This window comes from Moorena sp. SIO3I6 (genome assembly GCF_010672095.1).
Map to the genome: position 1 here is coordinate 1 of NZ_JAAHHU010000021.1, position 18,563 is coordinate 18,563.

The 18,563-nt window shown below is 45.2% G+C and carries 17 protein-coding genes; 5 read left to right on the top strand and 12 right to left on the bottom strand.

The genetic code is table 11. From position 1 onward, the window contains the following. A partial coding sequence (locus F6K49_RS08715; protein ID WP_293095850.1) for a DUF1830 domain-containing protein occupies nucleotides 1-362 on the bottom strand: 362 nt, incomplete at its 3' end. Nucleotides 363-945: 583 nt separating this feature from the next. On the opposite strand from F6K49_RS08715, the gene F6K49_RS08720 reads away from it, so the two are divergent. The 3 genes from F6K49_RS08720 to F6K49_RS08730 all read left to right on the top strand — a co-directional run bounded on the left by F6K49_RS08720 (nucleotide 946) and on the right by F6K49_RS08730 (nucleotide 4,820). Beyond that, the gene (locus tag F6K49_RS08720; RefSeq protein ID WP_293095855.1) at nucleotides 946-2,526 is read left to right on the top strand and encodes a photosystem II high light acclimation radical SAM protein; all 1,581 of its coding nucleotides are present in this window, start codon (nucleotides 946-948) and stop codon (nucleotides 2,524-2,526) included. Between the two features lie 70 nt (nucleotides 2,527-2,596). Continuing rightward, nucleotides 2,597-3,964, top strand: a complete 1,368-nt coding sequence (locus F6K49_RS08725) for a DICT sensory domain-containing protein (RefSeq protein ID WP_293095861.1) — start codon at nucleotides 2,597-2,599, stop codon at nucleotides 3,962-3,964. Between the two features lie 220 nt (nucleotides 3,965-4,184). Next, nucleotides 4,185-4,820: a pentapeptide repeat-containing protein gene (locus F6K49_RS08730; protein WP_293018258.1), complete on the top strand. Its 636-nt coding sequence runs from the start codon at nucleotides 4,185-4,187 to the stop codon at nucleotides 4,818-4,820. Nucleotides 4,821-4,898: 78 nt separating this feature from the next. Here F6K49_RS08730 and F6K49_RS08735 read toward each other — a convergent pair whose 3' ends face one another. From F6K49_RS08735 to F6K49_RS08755, 5 genes are all read right to left on the bottom strand, one after another. After that, the gene (locus F6K49_RS08735; protein ID WP_293095867.1) at nucleotides 4,899-5,540 is read right to left on the bottom strand and encodes a Uma2 family endonuclease; all 642 of its coding nucleotides are present in this window, start codon (nucleotides 5,538-5,540) and stop codon (nucleotides 4,899-4,901) included. Nucleotides 5,541-5,701: 161 nt separating this feature from the next. After that, entirely contained in the window at nucleotides 5,702-7,618 is a 1,917-nt protein-coding gene (gene glmS / locus F6K49_RS08740) for a glutamine--fructose-6-phosphate transaminase (isomerizing) (RefSeq protein WP_293095874.1), read from the bottom strand. Nucleotides 7,619-7,757: 139 nt separating this feature from the next. Then, nucleotides 7,758-8,003 carry a photosystem I iron-sulfur center protein PsaC gene (gene psaC, locus F6K49_RS08745; RefSeq protein ID WP_015145320.1) on the bottom strand — a complete coding sequence of 82 codons (246 nt, stop codon included), beginning with the start codon at nucleotides 8,001-8,003 and terminating at the stop codon, nucleotides 7,758-7,760. A gap of 24 nt (nucleotides 8,004-8,027) precedes the next feature. Next, nucleotides 8,028-8,168, bottom strand: coding sequence for a hypothetical protein (locus F6K49_RS08750; protein WP_293045159.1), 141 nt, complete (start codon nucleotides 8,166-8,168; stop codon nucleotides 8,028-8,030). A 117-nt stretch (nucleotides 8,169-8,285) separates the two neighbouring features. Then, the gene (locus F6K49_RS08755; protein WP_293095881.1) at nucleotides 8,286-9,320 is read right to left on the bottom strand and encodes a hypothetical protein; all 1,035 of its coding nucleotides are present in this window, start codon (nucleotides 9,318-9,320) and stop codon (nucleotides 8,286-8,288) included. 41 nt (nucleotides 9,321-9,361) lie between these two features. Here F6K49_RS08755 and F6K49_RS08760 point away from each other — a divergent pair, with 41 nt between their 5' ends. Continuing rightward, a complete protein-coding gene (locus tag F6K49_RS08760) occupies nucleotides 9,362-9,508 on the top strand; it encodes a hypothetical protein (RefSeq protein ID WP_293095888.1) in 147 nt (48 codons plus the stop codon). Here F6K49_RS08760 and F6K49_RS08765 read toward each other — a convergent pair. From F6K49_RS08765 to F6K49_RS08775, 3 genes are all read right to left on the bottom strand, one after another. Then, nucleotides 9,477-10,340, bottom strand: coding sequence for an ABC transporter permease (locus F6K49_RS08765; RefSeq protein WP_293095955.1), 864 nt, complete (start codon nucleotides 10,338-10,340; stop codon nucleotides 9,477-9,479). The genes F6K49_RS08760 and F6K49_RS08765 overlap by 32 nt on opposite strands. 310 nt (nucleotides 10,341-10,650) lie before the next feature. Beyond that, nucleotides 10,651-11,775, bottom strand: a complete 1,125-nt coding sequence (locus F6K49_RS08770; protein WP_293095895.1) for a spermidine/putrescine ABC transporter substrate-binding protein — start codon at nucleotides 11,773-11,775, stop codon at nucleotides 10,651-10,653. Nucleotides 11,776-11,996: 221 nt separating this feature from the next. After that, complete coding sequence (locus F6K49_RS08775) at nucleotides 11,997-13,151, bottom strand: ABC transporter ATP-binding protein (RefSeq protein ID WP_293044565.1); 1,155 nt, start codon at nucleotides 13,149-13,151, stop codon at nucleotides 11,997-11,999. Between the two features lie 575 nt (nucleotides 13,152-13,726). Between F6K49_RS08775 and mrdA the strand changes: the two genes are divergently transcribed. Next, the gene (mrdA, locus tag F6K49_RS08780) at nucleotides 13,727-15,469 is read left to right on the top strand and encodes a penicillin-binding protein 2 (RefSeq protein ID WP_364303959.1); all 1,743 of its coding nucleotides are present in this window, start codon (nucleotides 13,727-13,729) and stop codon (nucleotides 15,467-15,469) included. A 108-nt stretch (nucleotides 15,470-15,577) separates the two neighbouring features. Here mrdA and ispE read toward each other — a convergent pair whose 3' ends face one another. From ispE to F6K49_RS08795, 3 genes are all read right to left on the bottom strand, one after another. Next, nucleotides 15,578-16,528, bottom strand: coding sequence for a 4-(cytidine 5'-diphospho)-2-C-methyl-D-erythritol kinase (gene ispE, locus F6K49_RS08785; protein WP_293095905.1), 951 nt, complete (start codon nucleotides 16,526-16,528; stop codon nucleotides 15,578-15,580). Continuing rightward, nucleotides 16,497-17,345, bottom strand: coding sequence for a 16S rRNA (adenine(1518)-N(6)/adenine(1519)-N(6))-dimethyltransferase RsmA (gene rsmA / locus F6K49_RS08790; protein ID WP_293095909.1), 849 nt, complete (start codon nucleotides 17,343-17,345; stop codon nucleotides 16,497-16,499). Before rsmA ends, ispE begins: the two co-directional genes overlap by 32 nt. Nucleotides 17,346-17,567: 222 nt before the next feature. Then, complete coding sequence (locus tag F6K49_RS08795) at nucleotides 17,568-18,530, bottom strand: CBASS cGAMP-activated phospholipase (RefSeq protein WP_293095912.1); 963 nt, start codon at nucleotides 18,528-18,530, stop codon at nucleotides 17,568-17,570. Nucleotides 18,531-18,563 lie beyond the last annotated feature (33 nt).

Sequence of the window (18,563 nt, forward strand, 5' to 3'; positions counted from 1 at the left end):
AATTTTTCAGTTAACACTCTTTGAGTATCAACTGTTTCTGGATGTGCTTTGATATCCGCAGGTTTGGCTGATTCGGCGGAAACAGCATAGCCATAAGCATTACCACTTTGGCTAAACAATAAGCGGTAACAAGGGATGGTATCTGAGAGAATAGAACTTGCCATCATCCCCGTATGTATTTCTAGAAGAGCCTGTGGCGGTGCTTCAAAAACTAAGCGCTGCCCTGGGAAAACAACTCTTTCAAAGTACCAGTTAGGTATATTAGTTATTCTAGCAATCTGGATCTGGCTAGTAGCGTTCACATAGCAGCACAGAAGGGAATCTTGGCTATCTGAAGGAATAGGATCAAAAACTTGTGTCATATCTATTAATTCTCTAAAGGTTAATTTATTACAAACACCAAGGTAGCATTGATGATTCCGGCGAGCTGTAAACATGGCTACTAATTATTGGAGTTTACCTCAGCCGATCACCAACAAAACACCGTTAATAGGCTGATTATTGGGATTATTTAGGATTATTTGCTGGTTTTAGCGATATTCAGCATCATTCAGGTGTAATGCTCACTCTATAAACCCTATTATATGACTTTACTCTATTAGATGACTTTATGCTGATTTTTGATCCCTATAGACAAAACTACCATACGCTTGAGGTAAGTCCCTAATTTTGGTAAAGTTAAGATATGTAAACACCAATTTCATAATTGTTGCCCACCCTTGGTAAGTTCTGCCCGCCGTAGTCTCAAAGTAGAGAAAACGGCGGTAGATAAATCTGTCTATAACTCTAGCTATAACTCTAGGTATAGATCTGCCTTGAAATCTTGAGCTTAATTGGCCTTTGGGCCACGCTACGCGAACGGAATTGGTCAAGAATAACCCAAACTAACCTTCCTGATAAAAAAAACTTATAATAACAAAAAATCATTACTATAAACAGTTACCAATGGCACAGAAAATACTATACGTTCGCCTTCCTTGTAATCCAATCTTTCCGATCGGGGTGGTTTATTTAGCTGACCATGTTCATAAACAGTTCCCGGATGTAGAACAGCGCATTTTTGACTTGGGAACTGTACCTCCCCTAGACTTTGGCAGCGCCTTGGATACTGAGATAGACCAGTTTAAACCAACCCTGTTGGTATTTTCCTGGCGCGACATTCAAATCTATGCTCCAGTGGGTGGTAGGGGTGGTAATCCCCTCCAAAATGCCTTTGAGTTTTACTATGCTGGCAATCCCTTGGTAAAATTACGGGGAGCCCTGGGGGGTCTGCGTTTAGCAGCGTCTTACTATGGGGAACTGTGGGGTAACTTGGGGTTAATCAAACAAGGACTCAAACGGGCTAAACGATATAACCCAGACGCTCGCCTGATTGTGGGGGGTGGAGCAGTTAGTGTATTCTATGAGCAGTTGGAAAATAAACTGCCAACTGGAACCATCGTTTCCGTTGGAGAAGGGGAAACCTTACTCACGAAAATTCTCCGGGGTCAGGACTTCGATGATCAGCGGTGTTATGTGGTAGGGGAAGCTAAGCCACGCGATCGCATGATCCATGAGTCTCCCACTGCCATTGAAAAAATTGCTTGCAACTACGACTATATTCAAAGCATCTGGCCGAGCTTTGATTATTACTTCCAACAGAACGACTTTTACATTGGAGTTCAAACCAAGCGTGGGTGCCCCCATAACTGCTGCTACTGTATCTATACCGTTGTAGAAGGCAAACAGGTAAGGATTAACCCGGCAGATGAAGTGGTGGCAGAAATGCGCCAACTCTATGACCGAGGCATCCGCAAGTTCTGGTTCACTGATGCTCAGTTCATTCCTGCCAAAAAATTCATTGGTGATGCGGTTGAACTGTTGCAGAAAATCCTTGATGCTGGAATGAGCGACATTAACTGGGCAGCATACATTCGGGCAGACAATCTCACCCCAGAATTATGCGACCTGATGGTAAAAACCGGGATGAATTACTTTGAAATTGGGATTACCAGTGGTTCTCAGGAACTGGTGCGGAAAATGCGCATGGGCTATAACCTACGCACCGTACTGCAAAACTGTCGTGATTTAAAAGCAGCTGGCTTCAATGACCTAGTTTCCGTCAACTATTCTTTCAATGTGATCGATGAAACCTTTGACACCATTCGTCAGACTATTGCCTATCACCGGGAACTAGAGCAAATATTTGGTAGGGATAAAGTAGAACCAGCCATCTTCTTCATTGGTCTACAACCCCATACCCATTTAGAACAGTACGCCTTTGACAAAACTATCCTCAACCGGGACTATGATCCCATGAGTCTGATGCCCTGGACAGCCAAGAAACTCCTATGGAATCCCGAACCCCTAGGGTCTTTCTTTGGTGAAGTTTGTCTGGAAGCTTGGCGGCAAAATTCTAATGATTTTGGGCGTGAAGTGATGAAAATCCTTGAAGAAAGACTAGGAGTGGCTCCATTAGAAGCAGCCCTCACTGCCCCAATATTACCAAATAAACACCAAGAAAAAAAACTAGTTTTAAATAACTAGAAAGGGATAATGGCAAAATTAAATTAACAAGTTTAAATAACAAAATTTAATTAACAATTTTTTAGTAACCATGCGCTCAGGTTCGATATTACAAAAACTAGAACAAGCCCATCGCGGCACCAAAAAACCTCTAAGCTTTGGAGTTTATTACAAAAATACCTTAGTATCGCTGTGCCATGCCCTAGAAGACTTTATCCTAGAGTCTGACAGTGCTCCACTAATGATTACGGCATTCCAGCGGGGCAAATGGTATCTTGAGGAAGCTGAACGCTATGGCGATATAGCGCTGAAATCATCTCAGGTGGTGATCATGGCCGCACCGGATGCTGGCTTTGCTGAACATCCCACCAGTCAGCGGTCGAATGTTGCCCTAGTTAGTTTAGAGTCCTCCGATCCTGTAGCTCAAGAGTGGCACTTGATTATTATTTCCGAGACATACACAGCAATGGTGTTATGTCAAGAATTATCTGAGTCGGATTATGGCACTCAAGGACTGCCAGAGCAGGATCGAGAGCGCAAATTCTATGGATTCTGGACATTTGAGCCAGACTTGGTCAGGGAGACAGTGGAGTTTGCGATCGCTCACATTGGTAACTATAACCCAGACTTGCAAGCTAGCTTAACGGCACAACTTCAAAAGATGATCGACAGCACCAAGCCACGAGACTATATTGGGGCAGTGGTGAATCGGGTCGTGAACTATCTTCAGAAAGGTCAACAAGAGTTACCGTCCCATACCTCCCCTAGCCATGCTCAGGTGTTAGACGATAACCTCGTTTCTAATGAAATGCAGGCTTTCTTGCGTATGGCTCAGCTAATTGACCAAGCGGATGCTGTGAATCCCAACGCTAGCGCTGAGGTAAAAAGCTTGTCTGAGACTATAGGCCAGTTGCTGGATTTACCAGCATGGCAACTGAAACGTTTAAGTCTGGCAGCACTCTTGCACCGTCTATCTCCCTTGCAGGGGGTCAAGATAGAACTACCCCCTAAGTCAGCTGCTCAGAAAGAGGTGATCGAGAAGCAGGAATCTCTTCCGAGGGGATCGGTGTTACGGATTATGCCTCGATTGCAGGCTGTCGCTAACATTATTACCCACCAAACCGAATCCTGGGATGGTTCAGGACAACCGGATGGCTTAGCTTACGATAACATTCCCTTGGAATCAAGGATTTTGAGGCTGATCGCTTATTTTCAGCAGCAACTCAATACCTATAAATCTGAGGAGGATGCTCTGTCTCAAGCTCTAAGAAACTGTCAGGCATTGTCAGGGGAAGCGTTTGACCCTAAACTGGTGGAAACCCTGGGACTGATAGTGATGGGAATGCAGCAGGGTATGAGTTTGCAGGCTAATCAGCCTAAAATAGCTTCAGGGATGTGGTTGCTTGATTCCTTATCTGAGGAAAAAGTAACGGTTGAAGGATCAAGGAAGAAAAGTTGAAGGTTATCAAGGTTGAAGGTTATCAAGGTTGAAGGTTATCAAGGTTGAAGGTTATCAAGGTTGAAGGTTATCAAGGTTGTTCGCCTTTGGCGTTCCCGTAGGGTAGGTTGAACGCGATTGCGTGGCCTTTTGGCCAAGGTTGAACAGTTCAAGATTGTTCTTGCCCAGGGGTCTGGTGTAGGGTAGGTTGAAGGATGAACAGTTCAAGGTTATCTGGTTGATGGAAATTGAAGCAATTCGGGCGGGGAAAGTAAAGCAACTGCCAGGAGCAGATTTGGAAGATGAGGATCTTTCCGGTAGCCAATTGGAAAAAATTAATCTTGCTGGTGCAACACTTGTGGGGGTAAATTTTTCTGGCTGTAATTTGAATGGTGCTCGTCTTGATGGTGCTAACTTAATCGGTGCCAAACTGGAATCTGCTGACTTACGGGCAAATTTGCTTGGTGCTAATTTGATGCAGGCGGATTTGAGTGGTGCGGACTTGCGGGGTGGTAATCTGCGCGGCGCTAATTTGATGGGGGCTAAGTTGAGTCAGGCTTGCTTTACCGGTGCTTTTTTAAGTGGTGCCAATTTGATGGGGGTGAATTTGCAAGGGGTGGATTTGCGAGGGGCAGATTTGCGAGGAGCTAATCTTAATGGTGCCAATTTGAAGGGAGCCGATTTGTCTCAGGCGGATTTACAAGGGGCAACCTTAAGTGAAGCCAATCTGGAAGAGGCCGATCTCCGTGGAGCTAATCTATCTGGTAGTAATCTCAGTGGGGCGAACTTGCTTTGTGCTGAGATGGATGGGGCTTCTTTAAGTGGTGTTAATTTGGATCGAGCTTGTTTAGTAGGGACTTGTGTGCCTGAGGAATAATTGGCAATAGTGGATAACGGATATAAAGGATGGCAGCTGGGGAGGTGTGTGATGGAATTGCTTAGCAATAAGTAAGACTTATTTCGATTTAAAAAATTGACTTTTTAATTCCCGTAACATTCTGCTTGTTCCTTGATTAATTGCCTGTTCTACGAGTTGAGGAATCTGTGTAGTTAAGGATAAATTGGGAAAGGTTGGACTGAGCGACGTTTCTTGATAATTTCCATCTTTGATGATGTAAATTCTAAGTTGTTGTTTGCTATAAATCCATACTTCAGGAACACCAATAGCTGCATAAACCTCAAGAGTTGTTTTTGACGTAACATCAGATTCTATAGCTAAGTCTGGGGGTGGATAAATGTCCAAGTCAATGTGAGTACAGCCTCGCATTTGAGGAGCATTCTGAATATAAAGACAGGTATCCGGTTCAACACCAGCAATTTCAGGACGTTTAAAGGTAGTTGAACCAAAATCTTCCCAGTCGCGCCCCTGTAGGTTTAATATGCCTTTAACAATATCGGCAATAATCCGGTGGGGTCTTTCGTGAATAGCAAGGGGGGACATGATTTCTAAATTTCCTTGATAGTAGGTCAGCCGCACTCGTCGCTTTTCCCCAAGTTCGTCAAGAATTGTTTCAAAGTCTTGCCATTTAAGGTTATCTATAGTAATGGCACTACCGGGTGTGAGTTGGATAGCTTTGATGGGTATGGTAACGGTCATGGTTTTTCCTCAACTGTACCGACGTGATGGGTAAGTCCTAATTGGATTAATTTGAGGGAGGGAGTGCGATCGCAAAATGCCTACACAAAATGCGATCGCATTTACAAATCCTAACTAGTCCCTGGGTTTAAGCAACACCGTTCAGCAGTCAACAAAGAAATCTATTCCACAGTCACCGACTTCGCCAAATTCCTGGGCTGATCCACATCCAACCCTCGCCTTGCCGCAATGTGATAGGCTAACAACTGCAACGGAATCACCGCCAGAATTGGTGAAAGCAACTCCTCCACCTCTGGTACAGGCAACAAATCATCAAAGATATCCATCGCCTCTTTGCCATTGCTCGGTGTCACCCCAATCAACCGAGCATCCCGAGCCTTAGCTTCCTGAGCATTAGAAATTACCTTCTCATAGACAGTACCAGGCATTGCGATCGCAACCACAGGCACCTTAGCATCCAGCAGAGCAATCGGACCATGCTTCATTTCCCCAGCTGGGTAGCCTTCAGCATGAATATAGCTAATTTCCTTAAGTTTCAGCGCCCCTTCTAAAGCAATCGGAAAATTAATCCCCCGTCCTACAAAGATAAAGTCTTGGGTTTCCGCAAAGTCATGGGCTAATTCTTCAATATACTTTTCTTGACTTTCCAGCACCTGCTCAATCTGATTAGGCAATTGCCGCAAGCCTGCCATAATTGCTTGAATTTTTTCAGGGGCGAGAGTATTACGTCGATCTGCTAAATCTAGCGCTAGACAATAAAAGGCCACTAACTGGGTCACAAAGGTTTTAGTAGCCGCCACCCCAATTTCAATCCCTGCCTGGGTATCAATCACATCAGGCACCAACTGAGCCAAAGAACTTTCTGGTCGATTCGTAATTCCCAGCAGTCGGGGCTGATACAGAGGGTCTAATCCACTGCGACGGTGTTTTTCCATCTCCAGTGCTGCTAAGGTATCAGCAGTTTCCCCAGACTGAGTTACCCCAATAGTTAGGGTATTCTTAGTTAACGGACCTGGTGCATAACGAAACTCAGATGCATACTGCACCATGGTAGGAATTCCTGCCAACTGCTCCAACAAATATTTACCCACCAAACTAGCGTGCCAACTGGTTCCGCACGCCAGAATCTGAATCTGTTCTACATCCTCGTACAGTGACTCTGGTATGCCTAACTGAACTGGGGAATTAGCCAGGTCTGCCTCTGTCTGTGTAGGATTAGCATGCCAATTACTATTGAGATACCGCTCGAAACAGTTGCGCACTACCCCTGGTTGCTCATAAATTTCCTTAAGCATAAAGTGTCGGAATCCTTGCTTTTCCACTTGAAAGGGATTCCAACTGAGGGTACGGGGGAACTTATTCAAGCGACGACCCTCAAAGTCGTAAACTTCTGCCCCTAGGGGAGTTAACCGTGCGATTTCCCCATTGTCTAAGTTCAATACTGCCCTGGTATGGGGTAACAATGCTGGGGTATCTGAGCCAAAGAAAAATTCCCCTTGACCAAACCCAATAATCAAAGGAGCCTGTTGCCGCACTCCAATCAATTCATCAGGATAGTCAGCACAAAGGATAGCTAGGGCAAAAGCTCCCTCTAATCGATTCACTGTTTGCCGCACTGCTTCTAGGAAAGGAGAGAAGAAGGAAGAGGAAGAAGCAGAATTTTGCTGTAAACACTCAGCAATTAGATGGGGAATAACTTCTGTATCGGTATCGGAGCGGAATTCATGTCCCTGCTGGATCAATTCTTCCCGCAATTCCCGGTAGTTTTCAACAATGCCATTTTGTACCACTGCCACCCGCATTGCCATATCCATGTGGGGGTGAGCATTATACTCTTCCGGTTTACCATGGGTTGCCCAGCGCGTGTGTCCAATGCCAATCCGCGCCTGGTTTTCGATTTGTACCAGTTTTTCCCGCAAATTGTGCAATTTTCCCTTAGCACGTACACAATGAACGTCCCCTTCCGAGACTGTAGCAATCCCAGCAGAATCATAGCCTCGATATTCGAGTTTCTCTAATCCTGCCATTAAAATTTCTGTAGCGATTTGCGGACCGATATAGCCGACTATTCCACACATAGTGTTGAGTTTAGTAAGTAACCATAATACTCAAACTATAGCCGTGCTAACAGTGGAGTGTCCTGTGTTGACGGTTAACCGTCAACGGTTGACCATCAACAGTCAACCGTCAACATCAGATAGATTGCTAGGTTAATGGTTAGTAAGCCAAGCCCATGCTACGAGTTGTTTCAGCTCCCAGGTAAACCCGGATGCTCAAGAAGTCAGTAGGACAAGCAGTTTCGCACCGCTTGCAACCAATACAGTCTTCTGTACGAGGAGAAGAGGCAATCTGACCAGCTTTACAGCCATCCCAGGGAACCATCTCCAATACATCTAGAGGGCAAGCCCGAACACATTGGGTGCAACCAATACAGGTATCGTAAATTTTAACGCTATGAGACATTGATTTAAGAACTCCTACATTTTTTTATCGGACATTGCGGAAAAACCGCTGACCTGTCTCCTTGGGAAAATTGGGGATATTCCCGATGATTCCACCAGGATTATCTTTGCCTAGGTTCGTGCTTGTTGGCGTTTCAGGCAAACGACAGGGAATTTTAAGGATCAAGGGCTAGTTTACCGCAGGGTTTTGATAGTCTTGCGCCAGAGGTTACAGAACTTTAAATTCTTTAATATATCAGTATCAGAAACTATTGTGTGATCGAGCCTAATCTATGGGTCAACCTCAGGAAGAGCGATAACGGGGAAACCTTGGTAATTCAATAGACGCTAAGGATTTGCGCCCTTTGGAGGGACGTAGGGGATAGAGTACTGGTGATGGCGACTTACCCTGAGACGGAAATACGTCATTGGTCTGATTTGACTGTGACTCAGCCTCTATGATATCTTCTGGCAATTCCTGACTCGATGGATTTGCTTCAGGCTCCAAGGTCTGAGTATGGTCTGACCTACTGGTTTGCTCAAGGTCACTAGTCAATTCAACGGTTTGGTCAGATTCATCTGAGTTAGTCGTTTCTAGTTCTGATCTGCCATCGACTTTGGCATTAGCCGACTCTGATGGCAACTCCGACAACCCAAATTCCTCTGCCAGGGCAGACATTTGCTCAATTAACTGTTGTGCTACTTCTATCTCTTTGGCTGTCACATTTTCAGGGGAGATTACCTGAGTTTGCCCTGGACCCGAGGCATCTGCTGGGGATATAGGATCAGTTTGGTTAGGTTGGCTGCTGTCAACCGATAACGCTTCTGTGGTAGATTGAGACTGGACAGAAGAATTACCAGTACTGCTGAAAATAAATTCTTCTGCAAATAACTCTGGGTCAGCAGACCAGGGTCTAATCGCCTGGGCTTTTTGTAGCAGAGATTGCTGAGCAATGATGCTCCGACTCTCTTGCTGTTGTAGTACAGAATTCTCAGAGGCAGGCATTTCCAGACACTTTTCTAAGGCTACCTTAAATTGCAAGGTTTGCTGTTGTTGTCGGTATAGACGGGTTCTAAGTTCTCGACAGGTATCTTTCAATTGCACCAGCTGATGAGATTGTTCGTTGTAGCGCTGCTGGGTTTGGGAATAGTCCTGTTCGAGTCTGGCAACTTGATCCTGAGAGCTTTGTAACTGTTCTGATAAGGTTTCAACCAAAATTTGCTGGCGTTGACCGGATTGATGGGATGATTCTAGAGTGTGGAACAAACGGGTTAATTGGTCTTGAACTGTATTGAGTTCCAGATCTTTTGTGGACAGGAGTTTGTCGTACTCTCGCAATTGCTTAGCTTGTCCGTTTAACTCCTGCTGTTTTTCCTGGAGTGCTTGCTGCAGCTGNCCTACTTCCCACTCCCCACTCCCCACTCCCTACTCCCTACTCCCTACTCCCTACTCCCTACTCCCTACTCCCTACTCCCTACTCCCTTTTCTATAGTGCTAGGGCTGTGCTTTTGGATCACCATACTTAATCAAAAGTGCGATCGCTATACTCACAACCAAAATTAACATCATACTCAAAGCTGACCCAAATCCCCAGTTTTGAGTAGCTCCTAAAAACTGGTTATAAATCAATCTTGCTCCAGTCATACTCGATGCTCCCCCTAGCAATTCCGGATTAATAAAATCCCCTAATCCAGAGATAAATACCAGCAAAGAACCTGCAGCAATTCCTGGTAGAGTTTGGGGTACAGTTACTTTCCAAAACGTTTGATAGGGATTTGCCCCTAAATCCGCCGCCGCTTCTAACAACCGTTTGTCTAACTTTTCTATAGACGCATAGAGAATCAAGACCATATATGGCAGAAAGCTGTAAGCCATGGCAATCAATACAGCAGCACTACGATTGAGCAAATCCAACCCTGGTAGTCCAAGAGTAGTCAGGACTGTATTGAGAACCCCAGTCGGTCGCAGAATGCTAATCCAGGCATAAGAACGCAGTAGAGAGGATGTCCACAACGGTAATATAAAACCCAGCAGCAGTAAATTTTGCCACCGCTTGGGTGCTAGCTGAGCAATCCAATAAGCCACAGGAAATCCTAGCACAAGACAAATCACAGTGGTTCCCATGGCCAAAAAAAGCGATCGCCCCATCACTTGCAAGATTACTGGATCAAATATCCGCAAATAATTATCAATACCAGAGGGATTGACCACATCTCCTGGTCTAATGTTGGGTACCAAACTTAGTTCAAAAATCACTAGGGTTGGCAGCACCAACAACAAAGCTAACCATATACCTGCTGGACTGAGCAATCCTAGGGGTTCTAACCACTGCCATCGTAAGTGTCTCTTATCTTGCATAACTGGGGATTCAGCAATGTTCTCAGTAACGCTTTCAGTGTTATTTATCATTAGTTCTTAGTCATTATTCCAAGACTTATACCAATTTTATTAAAAAATGCTATCTTTATTTTATATAGAAATTTAAAACTCTTAAAAATTAGAGTGATTATTTATGATTTTATTACTTATGGTTTTTTATTCGTGATAATAACATTTATCAATAGCGTTTCGCTCTTTTTGATAGGTAGTTTTAATGATATTTTTATTGCTACCGTTCCGTACTATTTTCCTAAACTTTAGGGTGTTGAAAAGGGCTAATTCCTAACTCCTAAGCACTGGTCAACTGAGTCCAGTATCGGTCATAAAGTTCGCTAACCTCGTCAACAGGTGCAAGACCTTCACAACGTTCTAACGCTGATTGTTCTGGAAACAAACTTTGATCCTCTTGGATGTCACGGGACAATAGCTTAAAGGCTTTCTGGTTTGGTGTGGCGAAGCTCAACCGTTCACAAATTTGAGCAGCAACATCTGCTTCTAACATAAAGTTAATCCAAGCGTAGGCACCCTCAAGATTGGGAGCTGTTTTGGGAATTGCCAAGGTATCGGTCCACAAGGAAGAACCACTTTTCGGTAGCACGTACTGCAAATCTGGGTTTTCTGCCATGATGTCAACAGCATCGGAGGAGTAACACATCGCAACCCATAAATCCCCAGTCAGGATTTGCGATCGCCAAGCATCAGAAGAAAATGAAGCAATACTTGGTTTTAACTCCACCAACGTTTCATAGGCCTTTTTGATCTCCTGGGGATTGGTAGAGTTGTACGAGTAACCCAACATTTTCAAAGTTGCACCCATCACTTCTCGCACATCGTTGAGCAAAGTCATCCGTCTCGATAATTTATCTTTATATTGCCAAAGATAGCTCCAATCCTCCGGTACCTTAGATAGTTTTTTGGAGTTGTAAATCAAACCTGTTGTTCCCCAGCTCAGAGGAATACTGTGCAAATTGTTGGGGTCATATATAGGATTGAGGAACTTAGAAAACAGTCGATTTATTCCGATGATGCGTTCAAAATCCAGTTTCACCAACAGATCCAACTCCACCATCTTCCGCACCATGTAGTCAGACGGGTAGATAATGCTATAGGCTCCACCCCCAGAAGCCTGAAGTCGAGCAAGCATAGCTTCGTTGGAATCAAAGACATCGACTACAGCTTTGATTCCAGTTATTTCCTTAAAGCGGTCTAGTAGCTCATCATCGGTATAGTTAGTCCAAGTGTAGATAAATAGTTTATTTCTGTCACCTGGTGAAGGAGGTGTTGGTCTGACCTCAGCTAGAGTCCAGCCACATCCAGACAAGGTTAGACCTGATAGGGTAGCGACCGTGGCTAGCTGTAAAAAGTTGCGCCTTGTAGGGCGTTTTAGTAATGATTGTCGATCCTTAGAAAGCACGATTGAAAAGGTTGAAGGTTGACGTTTGTTTTTGCCCAGGCGTCCATTTTAGGGTAGGTTGAAGAAAGTTATTCACAACGGATTACCGATTACCCATTACCCTAAAATGGATAGGATAATTAATCCAGCGGATTTTATCTAGTCAACAAATAAAAATCTCTTGCTCTACTCAGCACTATTTTCCAAGCAAACTAGGCTCAAAAACTACCGAAATCCTCAAATTATTCCTCCAACACTCGACAATCCGTGGGTGCCCAACGAGCATAAATTGTCGTGTGAGGGTCTGGTAACTTGTTATTGGTGTTGGCCAGTATGACTCTGAGACAGTCGCCACTGAGTAACTCCACCACACATTGAATATGAGTACCCAGGTACATCGCGTGTTTGAGACGTCCTTCAAAGCAATTCATTGTAGTAGTAGTAGTTGTTGTTGTTGGGGGGGAAAGACTAAGGCGAATTTTCTCTGGTCGTACACCTACTACAATATCCTGAGCATTAGAATTATCCAGGACTTCTTTAACGGATGGAGACTCAACCACAATCTTGATACCAGTCTTGGTGGTAATTTCAAGTGTGTCGGCATCGGACCGTTGCAGACGACCTTTAAATAAATTGGTATCACCGATAAAGTCCGCCACAAAGGTTGTCCGAGGATTTTCATAGATTTCTCTGGGGGAACCAACTTGCTCAATTTTACCTGCACGCATCACAGCGATACGGTCAGAAAGACTCATAGCTTCTTCTTGGTCGTGGGTCACCATCACAAAGGTTAACCCCAGGTCTTGATGGAGATTTGACAGTTCCACCTGCATCTGTTTGCGCAGCTTGAAATCTAGCGCTCCCAAAGGTTCATCCAACAACAGCACCGCTGGTCGATTAACTAATGCTCGGGCTAATGCCACTCGTTGCTGTTGACCCCCAGACAATTGAGGGGGATACCGATTCGCCAATCCCTCCAGTTTCACTTGTTTGAGGGCTGCTTTGACTCGTTCCTCAACCTCCAATGAGGGTAGCTTTTTTAGCCGTAGACCGAAGGCAATATTTTCGGAAACACTCAGGTGATTGAATAGAGCATAACTTTGAAAGACAGTATTGACAGGTCGGCGGTGTGGTGGAATATGATTCATCGAGCGTCCCTGAATCATTACCTCCCCAGCTGAAGGCATCTCAAATCCCGCTACTAAACGCAAGGTTGTAGTCTTGCCACAGCCAGACGGACCAAGAATGCTAAAAAATTCTCCTCGACGGATAGTTAAGTCAACACCACGAACAACAGTCTCGGTGTCGAACACTTTAAAAACCTTCCGGAGTTCAACATCAAGTTTAGCTGTAGTCGTAGTAGTCGGACGTGGTTCTTTAACAGTCGTTTGAAACATGGTGGTTATTTCAGCAGTAGTGATGCCCCCAGAGTCATGCCTCGTCTGTCTGCATCTGTGCAACACGGTTTCTCTCCTTGGGTTTATTTTATCCTCCAACCTAAAAATACTCCTGCAGTAGCTAAACAGATCTGCACTGATCCAGTAGCTGAGGTGCAGAAGTAAATTGCTGGGTATTAGCCGTGACTAGGTATTAAGCTAATGGTAAGAGCTATTAGAACAGGGGCAAATCAGAGCCTCCTTAATCAAGGCTTTGGGGCAGATCTAGGTGAATTAGTGTGGGCAATCCCAAGGGCATATTCCAATTCTGCTCACTACACCCGGTCACCCTCAACCCCATACCCAGTTTTAACCGACAAGCTTGGGGCGTGAGTCCTGTTGTTTTGTTGTCAATTGTCAATCCTTAATTCTTAATTGAAAAGGGAGACTTATTCGGAATCAAAGCCAATAGGTTACTGGGATTGATCAGGTGACTATTCGCCTTAATTGCCCAATTCCGTGTTCTCCAAGTGCGATTCCCCATTCTCAGACCTCTGACGATGACATTAATTCAGCCTTCCTTATCTCCATTTGCAGTGCATCGATCTAATTCCCGCACTGTCGGACGCAAATACCAATCCGTAGTGATTATGGTACTGATTAGCCTATTCTTGCTGGGGGGAATTGCTTCCCGTTTAGCGTATTTACAGCTAGTTCAAGGGGAACGCAACCAACAGCTGGCAGAAAATAACCGGATTCGTCTGATTCCCAAGCCCCCTATACGGGGCAATATTTTTGACCGTAAGGGAAGAGTATTAGCTAGCTATCGGTTGTCTCACTCGGTATTTGTGTGGCCGATGGTTCTTAGGCAGGAGCAATGGCCCCAAACTCGCAAACGCCTGTCCCAAATTTTGAAGATACCAGACGCTGAGATTCAAAAGCGTCTGGAACAAGCGGGCTATAACTCTCCTTACCTACTTCGGATTGCCCGTGGTGTTACTCCCGCTCAAGTTACTGCCTTGGCTGAGTACAGCAATGAATTACAGGGGATAGAGGTGGATATTGATGCCTTGCGGTACTATCCCCATGGACAGCTATCGGCTCACGTTCTAGGTTATACTGGAGAGCTGGACTATGAAGAGCTGCAACGGCGTAAACCTGACGGCTACCGCCTCGGTGATGTGGTTGGCAAAATGGGGGTGGAGAAGTCCTATGAGCATCTGCTACGGGGAGAATGGGGCGGTCAGCAAGTAGAAGTTGATGGTGCTGGACGAGTCGTCAGGGTTCTGGGTCAGAAACAGGCACAAGCGGGTAAACCTATCCATATAACCATCGATATAGATGTGCAGAAGGCAGCCGAGGCAGCATTAGGCGATCGCAAAGGGGCAGTCGTGGCTATAGACCCCAACACCGGTGCTGTCCTCGCAATGGTTTCTCGTCCAACCTTTGACCCGAATATTTTCTCGACTCGCATCACCTCAGAAACCTGGCGAAAGCTACAAGGCAGAGGGAATCCGTTTATCAACCGGGCAATGCGAGGGTTTCCTCCAGCCAGTACATTTAAGGTGGTCACGGCTTCGGCGGGTATGGAATCTGGTCGGTATTCTCCCAAAACTGTTTTACAGACTTATCCTTACCTGTATGTCGGTGGTCATGCCTTTGGGGAGTGGAACCGAGCCGGATTTGGTCCAATGGGATTTGTGGGTGCTATGGCTTGGAGCAGTAACACCTTCTTTGGTCAAATCGGTCGAGGGGTTGGGGGGAAAACCCTGATTGAATGGGCTCGTAGATATGGCTTTGGTGAAAAAACTGGTATTGAGTTATCCGGCGAATCCAGTGGTTTGATAGTGGATGATGCCTGGAAGCGGAAAAACTACAATTGGGGATGGACCGTTGGGGATACCATAAATATGTCTATTGGTCAAGGGTTTACCCTAGGAACACCCTTACAATCCTCGGTGATGTTTTCTGCAGTTGCCAATGGTGGCTATCGGGTTAAACCCCACTTGCTCAAGAACAATCAGGATGCTATTAAAGGGCGAGTGTCCATCAATATGAAGCCATCAACGATTCAGACCCTGCGCCGAGGATTGCGAGCTGTGGTAACTGGGGGAACAGGAGCGGCATTGAGGGTGCCAGAGTTGCCTCCTGCCGCTGGTAAGAGTGGAACAGCAGAGGCTCCTCCTGGGAAAGCTCATGCTTGGTTTGGTGGTTTTGCCCCCTATGATAAACCCGAGATTGCGGTTGTTGCTTTTGTGGAACATTCCGGCGGCGGTGGAGGTTCAGTGGCAGGACCAATTGTGCGCCAGGTGATGGAGGCTTATTTTAAGCATAAATAGTAATTAGTTATGTTTAATTACCAACAGACTCTGGTCAGTAACCTTCGACTCAGGAGCAACCAACTCAGGGCTAACCAAGTTAGGGCTAACCAACTCAACACTAACGACTCAAGGTGTTGACATGATCTGAATTCCCTGACTCGATAATTTGGTTACCCAAAACTCCAAATCTGGGTCAGTAATGTCAATGCTTACTTTCTGTTGAATTTCCTGGGCTTGCTCCTGGGACTCGCACAGGGCAAATACCGTCGGACCTGAACCAGACATCATGGTTCCTATGGCACCACTATTCTCAAAGGCTTCCCGTAGTTGCAAGACTTGGGGGTGATTGGGTAACACCACTTTCTCTAAATCATTGCGCAATAGTTTTCCAATCTGTCCCCCATCCTTATTGAGGATTTCCTTAACCATCGGACCACTATGAAAACGATTAGCACGGGATTCTAAGTCCTCAGGCTCCCGGATATAGGTTTCCCCAAACTGATTTCGATAAGTCTGATAAGCCCAAGCAGTAGAAACCATGAGACTGCGGTATTTACCCAACACGACATATAGAGAATCTAGTCCCGGTAGGGCAGACAATCGCTCACCTCTGCCCAGAGCTAGAGCGGTGCCACCAGCAAGGCAAAACGGCACATCCGATCCAAGCTGTGCTGCCAATTGTTCTAATTCCGGGTGGGTTAATCCCAATTGCCACAACATATCGATTCCTACTAACACAGCCGCTGCATCCGTCGAGCCACCAGCTAGTCCAGCGGCTACAGGAATTCGCTTGTGGATAGTAATTTCTACACCGCCCAAGTTAGCAAAGTACTCAGGAAACTCCTCCCACATCAAGGCAGCTGCTTTATAAGCGAGGTTGCTTTCATCCGTTGGCACTTGGGGATGATGACAGTGGACTTTAATCTCCTGTGTACCAATGGCACGGATGTCGATTTGATCAGCTAATTCGATGCTTTGGAGAATCATTGCGAGTTCGTGATAACCATCACCCGCATCACCGATGATTTCCAAATACAGATTGATTTTAGCTGGGGCATTTAGGGAATAAGAATGCATTCTTTATGGTGATCTGATTCGCTAGGGCTATCCATTGAGCAACACTAAGGTCTTCGGCTCGGGCTTGAGGGCTTATTTCTAATTGTTCCAGCAATTGGGTGATGCGATCGCGTTCGATTACAGATTTTAAATTATTGCGCAACATTTTTCGTTTGCTGCCAAAGCCCAGTTTCAATAGTGTCTCCAAGCATCTGGGGTCAGAAGCTGGTGGTTCAGCTAGGCTCGGATGTAACCGCACCACAGCAGAATCAACCTTGGGGGGAGGAGAGAAGGCCGACCCAGGGACATCGCAAATCAATTCACATTCGGCGAGATACTGCACCCGCACTGATAATGCCCCGAATTGTCTACAACTGGGTTTGGCATATAACCGCTGAGCGACTTCTTTTTGCACTAGCAGCACGATTAAATCAAACCCTGGCACAGCTGGCTGAGTAATAGTACCTAGCAACTTTTCCAGAATCGGACCGGTGATATTATATGGGATATTGGCAACAACTTTATTGGGTTGTTGGAAATTGGAAAAGTTAGCTAACAAGGTATCTAAGTCTAGGGATAGAAAGTCCCCTTGTAGCAGTAAGAAATTATCTATCTTACCTAGTTTTTTCACTAATAATCGGCACAAGTCTCGATCAATTTCTACCGCCACTACAGACTGAACAAAAGGCAGTAACCGCTGGGTAAGAATGCCAGTACCCGGACCAATTTCTAGAATGCGATCGCTTTTTTGTAAATTAGCAGCTGCCACGATTTGGTTCAGTGCATCCTCGCTACGCAGCCAATGTTGAGCAAATTTTTTACGAGCTTTTAAGGTCATTGCCCAATTTTATAGGATTTATCAATTCGGTCCCCAATTGACAACCGAAGCGCGTAATTACCGATTACTGAAGTATAATAATGATGCTAATGTACAGGATATTATTGAAAGTTTTGCTAATCACTTCTAATCGGGTTTATTTCATGAATGTTACTTACTTTTTAATTAACCAGTAACAACTAACCAAGTTAGTAAACCTACGAACATAAGCTCAAAGGTTAATCAATTTATTTTCAGGAAGTTTTGGAACAAACCTTGGTTTTGCCAGGCGTAATTCTTGGCAACACGCTTTAACTTGGCGATATTGCTCCGAGTCGCATCATCCATTATGTCATTAGTGATTTGCGGTTGTAGACGCAGGTAACGAGAAACTGCATCCTCGGATTCTAAGCTACCCATCAACTCTTTGGTAATATACCGGTGAATGTCAGAAGGAGCATCAAATAGCACTTCAATCAATCGTCCTTGCCATCCCCATTGTCCCAATCCCCAGCCTCTAGCTTTTTCCCAAGGAATGGGGCGGTTGGATGCTCCTGTGCCAATGGAGATTATAGAAATTTCCTCAAGGGAATGATTTAAGCGGATCGCTTCAGCTAATGCACAGCTTGAGGGATTATTCGCCCCAACTCCACCATCAATCGCTGAGTAAGTCTTGCTTTGAGTCTTGAGTTGATGGGCTGGAAAATAGGTGGGGGCAGATGCGGAACAGACACAGGCTTCCCACAAGGGAACATGGAAATAATCTTTGTCTTCACGCCAGCTTTTAAATATTATCGGCATGCGACTCATAGTGTCATAGGCTGTGATCAACAGCCGAGGTGAATCGTAGATATCCGACAGCTTGGTCGTCCCAAACTGTTCTTTCATCACCTCAATTAACCCCTGATTGGAGTGTTTAGGAGCAGAAAGACCATACTGAAGGATCACCTTAAGCCGCTTTAGTGAAAAACGGCTGGTGTAGCGGAAAATCCTTTCCCCTTTCTGTTCATAAAGTCTAATCATCTCCCGACTGGGGATGCCAGTGGCAATTCCGGCAGCCAAGATTGAACCAGTGGAGGTACCTGCAATTAAATCAAAATACTTGTTGAGGGGCTGGTTAATATCTTTCTCTAATTCCGCCAAGATTACTGCTGCGATAACGCCCCGAATACCACCGCCATCTAAGCTGAGTATGCGAAAAGTCATGATCCCCCTAAAAACCCACGATGTTGAATTATT

Bases quoted from the DNA above. Each gene is read 5' to 3' on its own strand.
- F6K49_RS08720 (WP_293095855.1), top strand. From the start codon at position 946: ATGGCACAGAAAATACTATACGTTCGCCTTCCTTGTAATCCAATCTTT.
- F6K49_RS08725 (WP_293095861.1), top strand. From the start codon at position 2,597: ATGCGCTCAGGTTCGATATTACAAAAACTAGAACAAGCCCATCGCGGC.
- F6K49_RS08730 (WP_293018258.1), top strand. From the start codon at position 4,185: ATGGAAATTGAAGCAATTCGGGCGGGGAAAGTAAAGCAACTGCCAGGA.
- F6K49_RS08735 (WP_293095867.1), bottom strand. From the start codon at position 5,540: ATGACCGTTACCATACCCATCAAAGCTATCCAACTCACACCCGGTAGT.
- glmS (WP_293095874.1), bottom strand. From the start codon at position 7,618: ATGTGTGGAATAGTCGGCTATATCGGTCCGCAAATCGCTACAGAAATT.
- psaC (WP_015145320.1), bottom strand. From the start codon at position 8,003: ATGTCTCATAGCGTTAAAATTTACGATACCTGTATTGGTTGCACCCAA.
- F6K49_RS08765 (WP_293095955.1), bottom strand. From the start codon at position 10,340: ATGCAAGATAAGAGACACTTACGATGGCAGTGGTTAGAACCCCTAGGA.
- F6K49_RS08775 (WP_293044565.1), bottom strand. From the start codon at position 13,151: ATGTTTCAAACGACTGTTAAAGAACCACGTCCGACTACTACGACTACA.
- ispE (WP_293095905.1), bottom strand. From the start codon at position 16,528: ATGCATTCTTATTCCCTAAATGCCCCAGCTAAAATCAATCTGTATTTG.
- rsmA (WP_293095909.1), bottom strand. From the start codon at position 17,345: ATGACCTTAAAAGCTCGTAAAAAATTTGCTCAACATTGGCTGCGTAGC.
- F6K49_RS08795 (WP_293095912.1), bottom strand. From the start codon at position 18,530: ATGACTTTTCGCATACTCAGCTTAGATGGCGGTGGTATTCGGGGCGTT.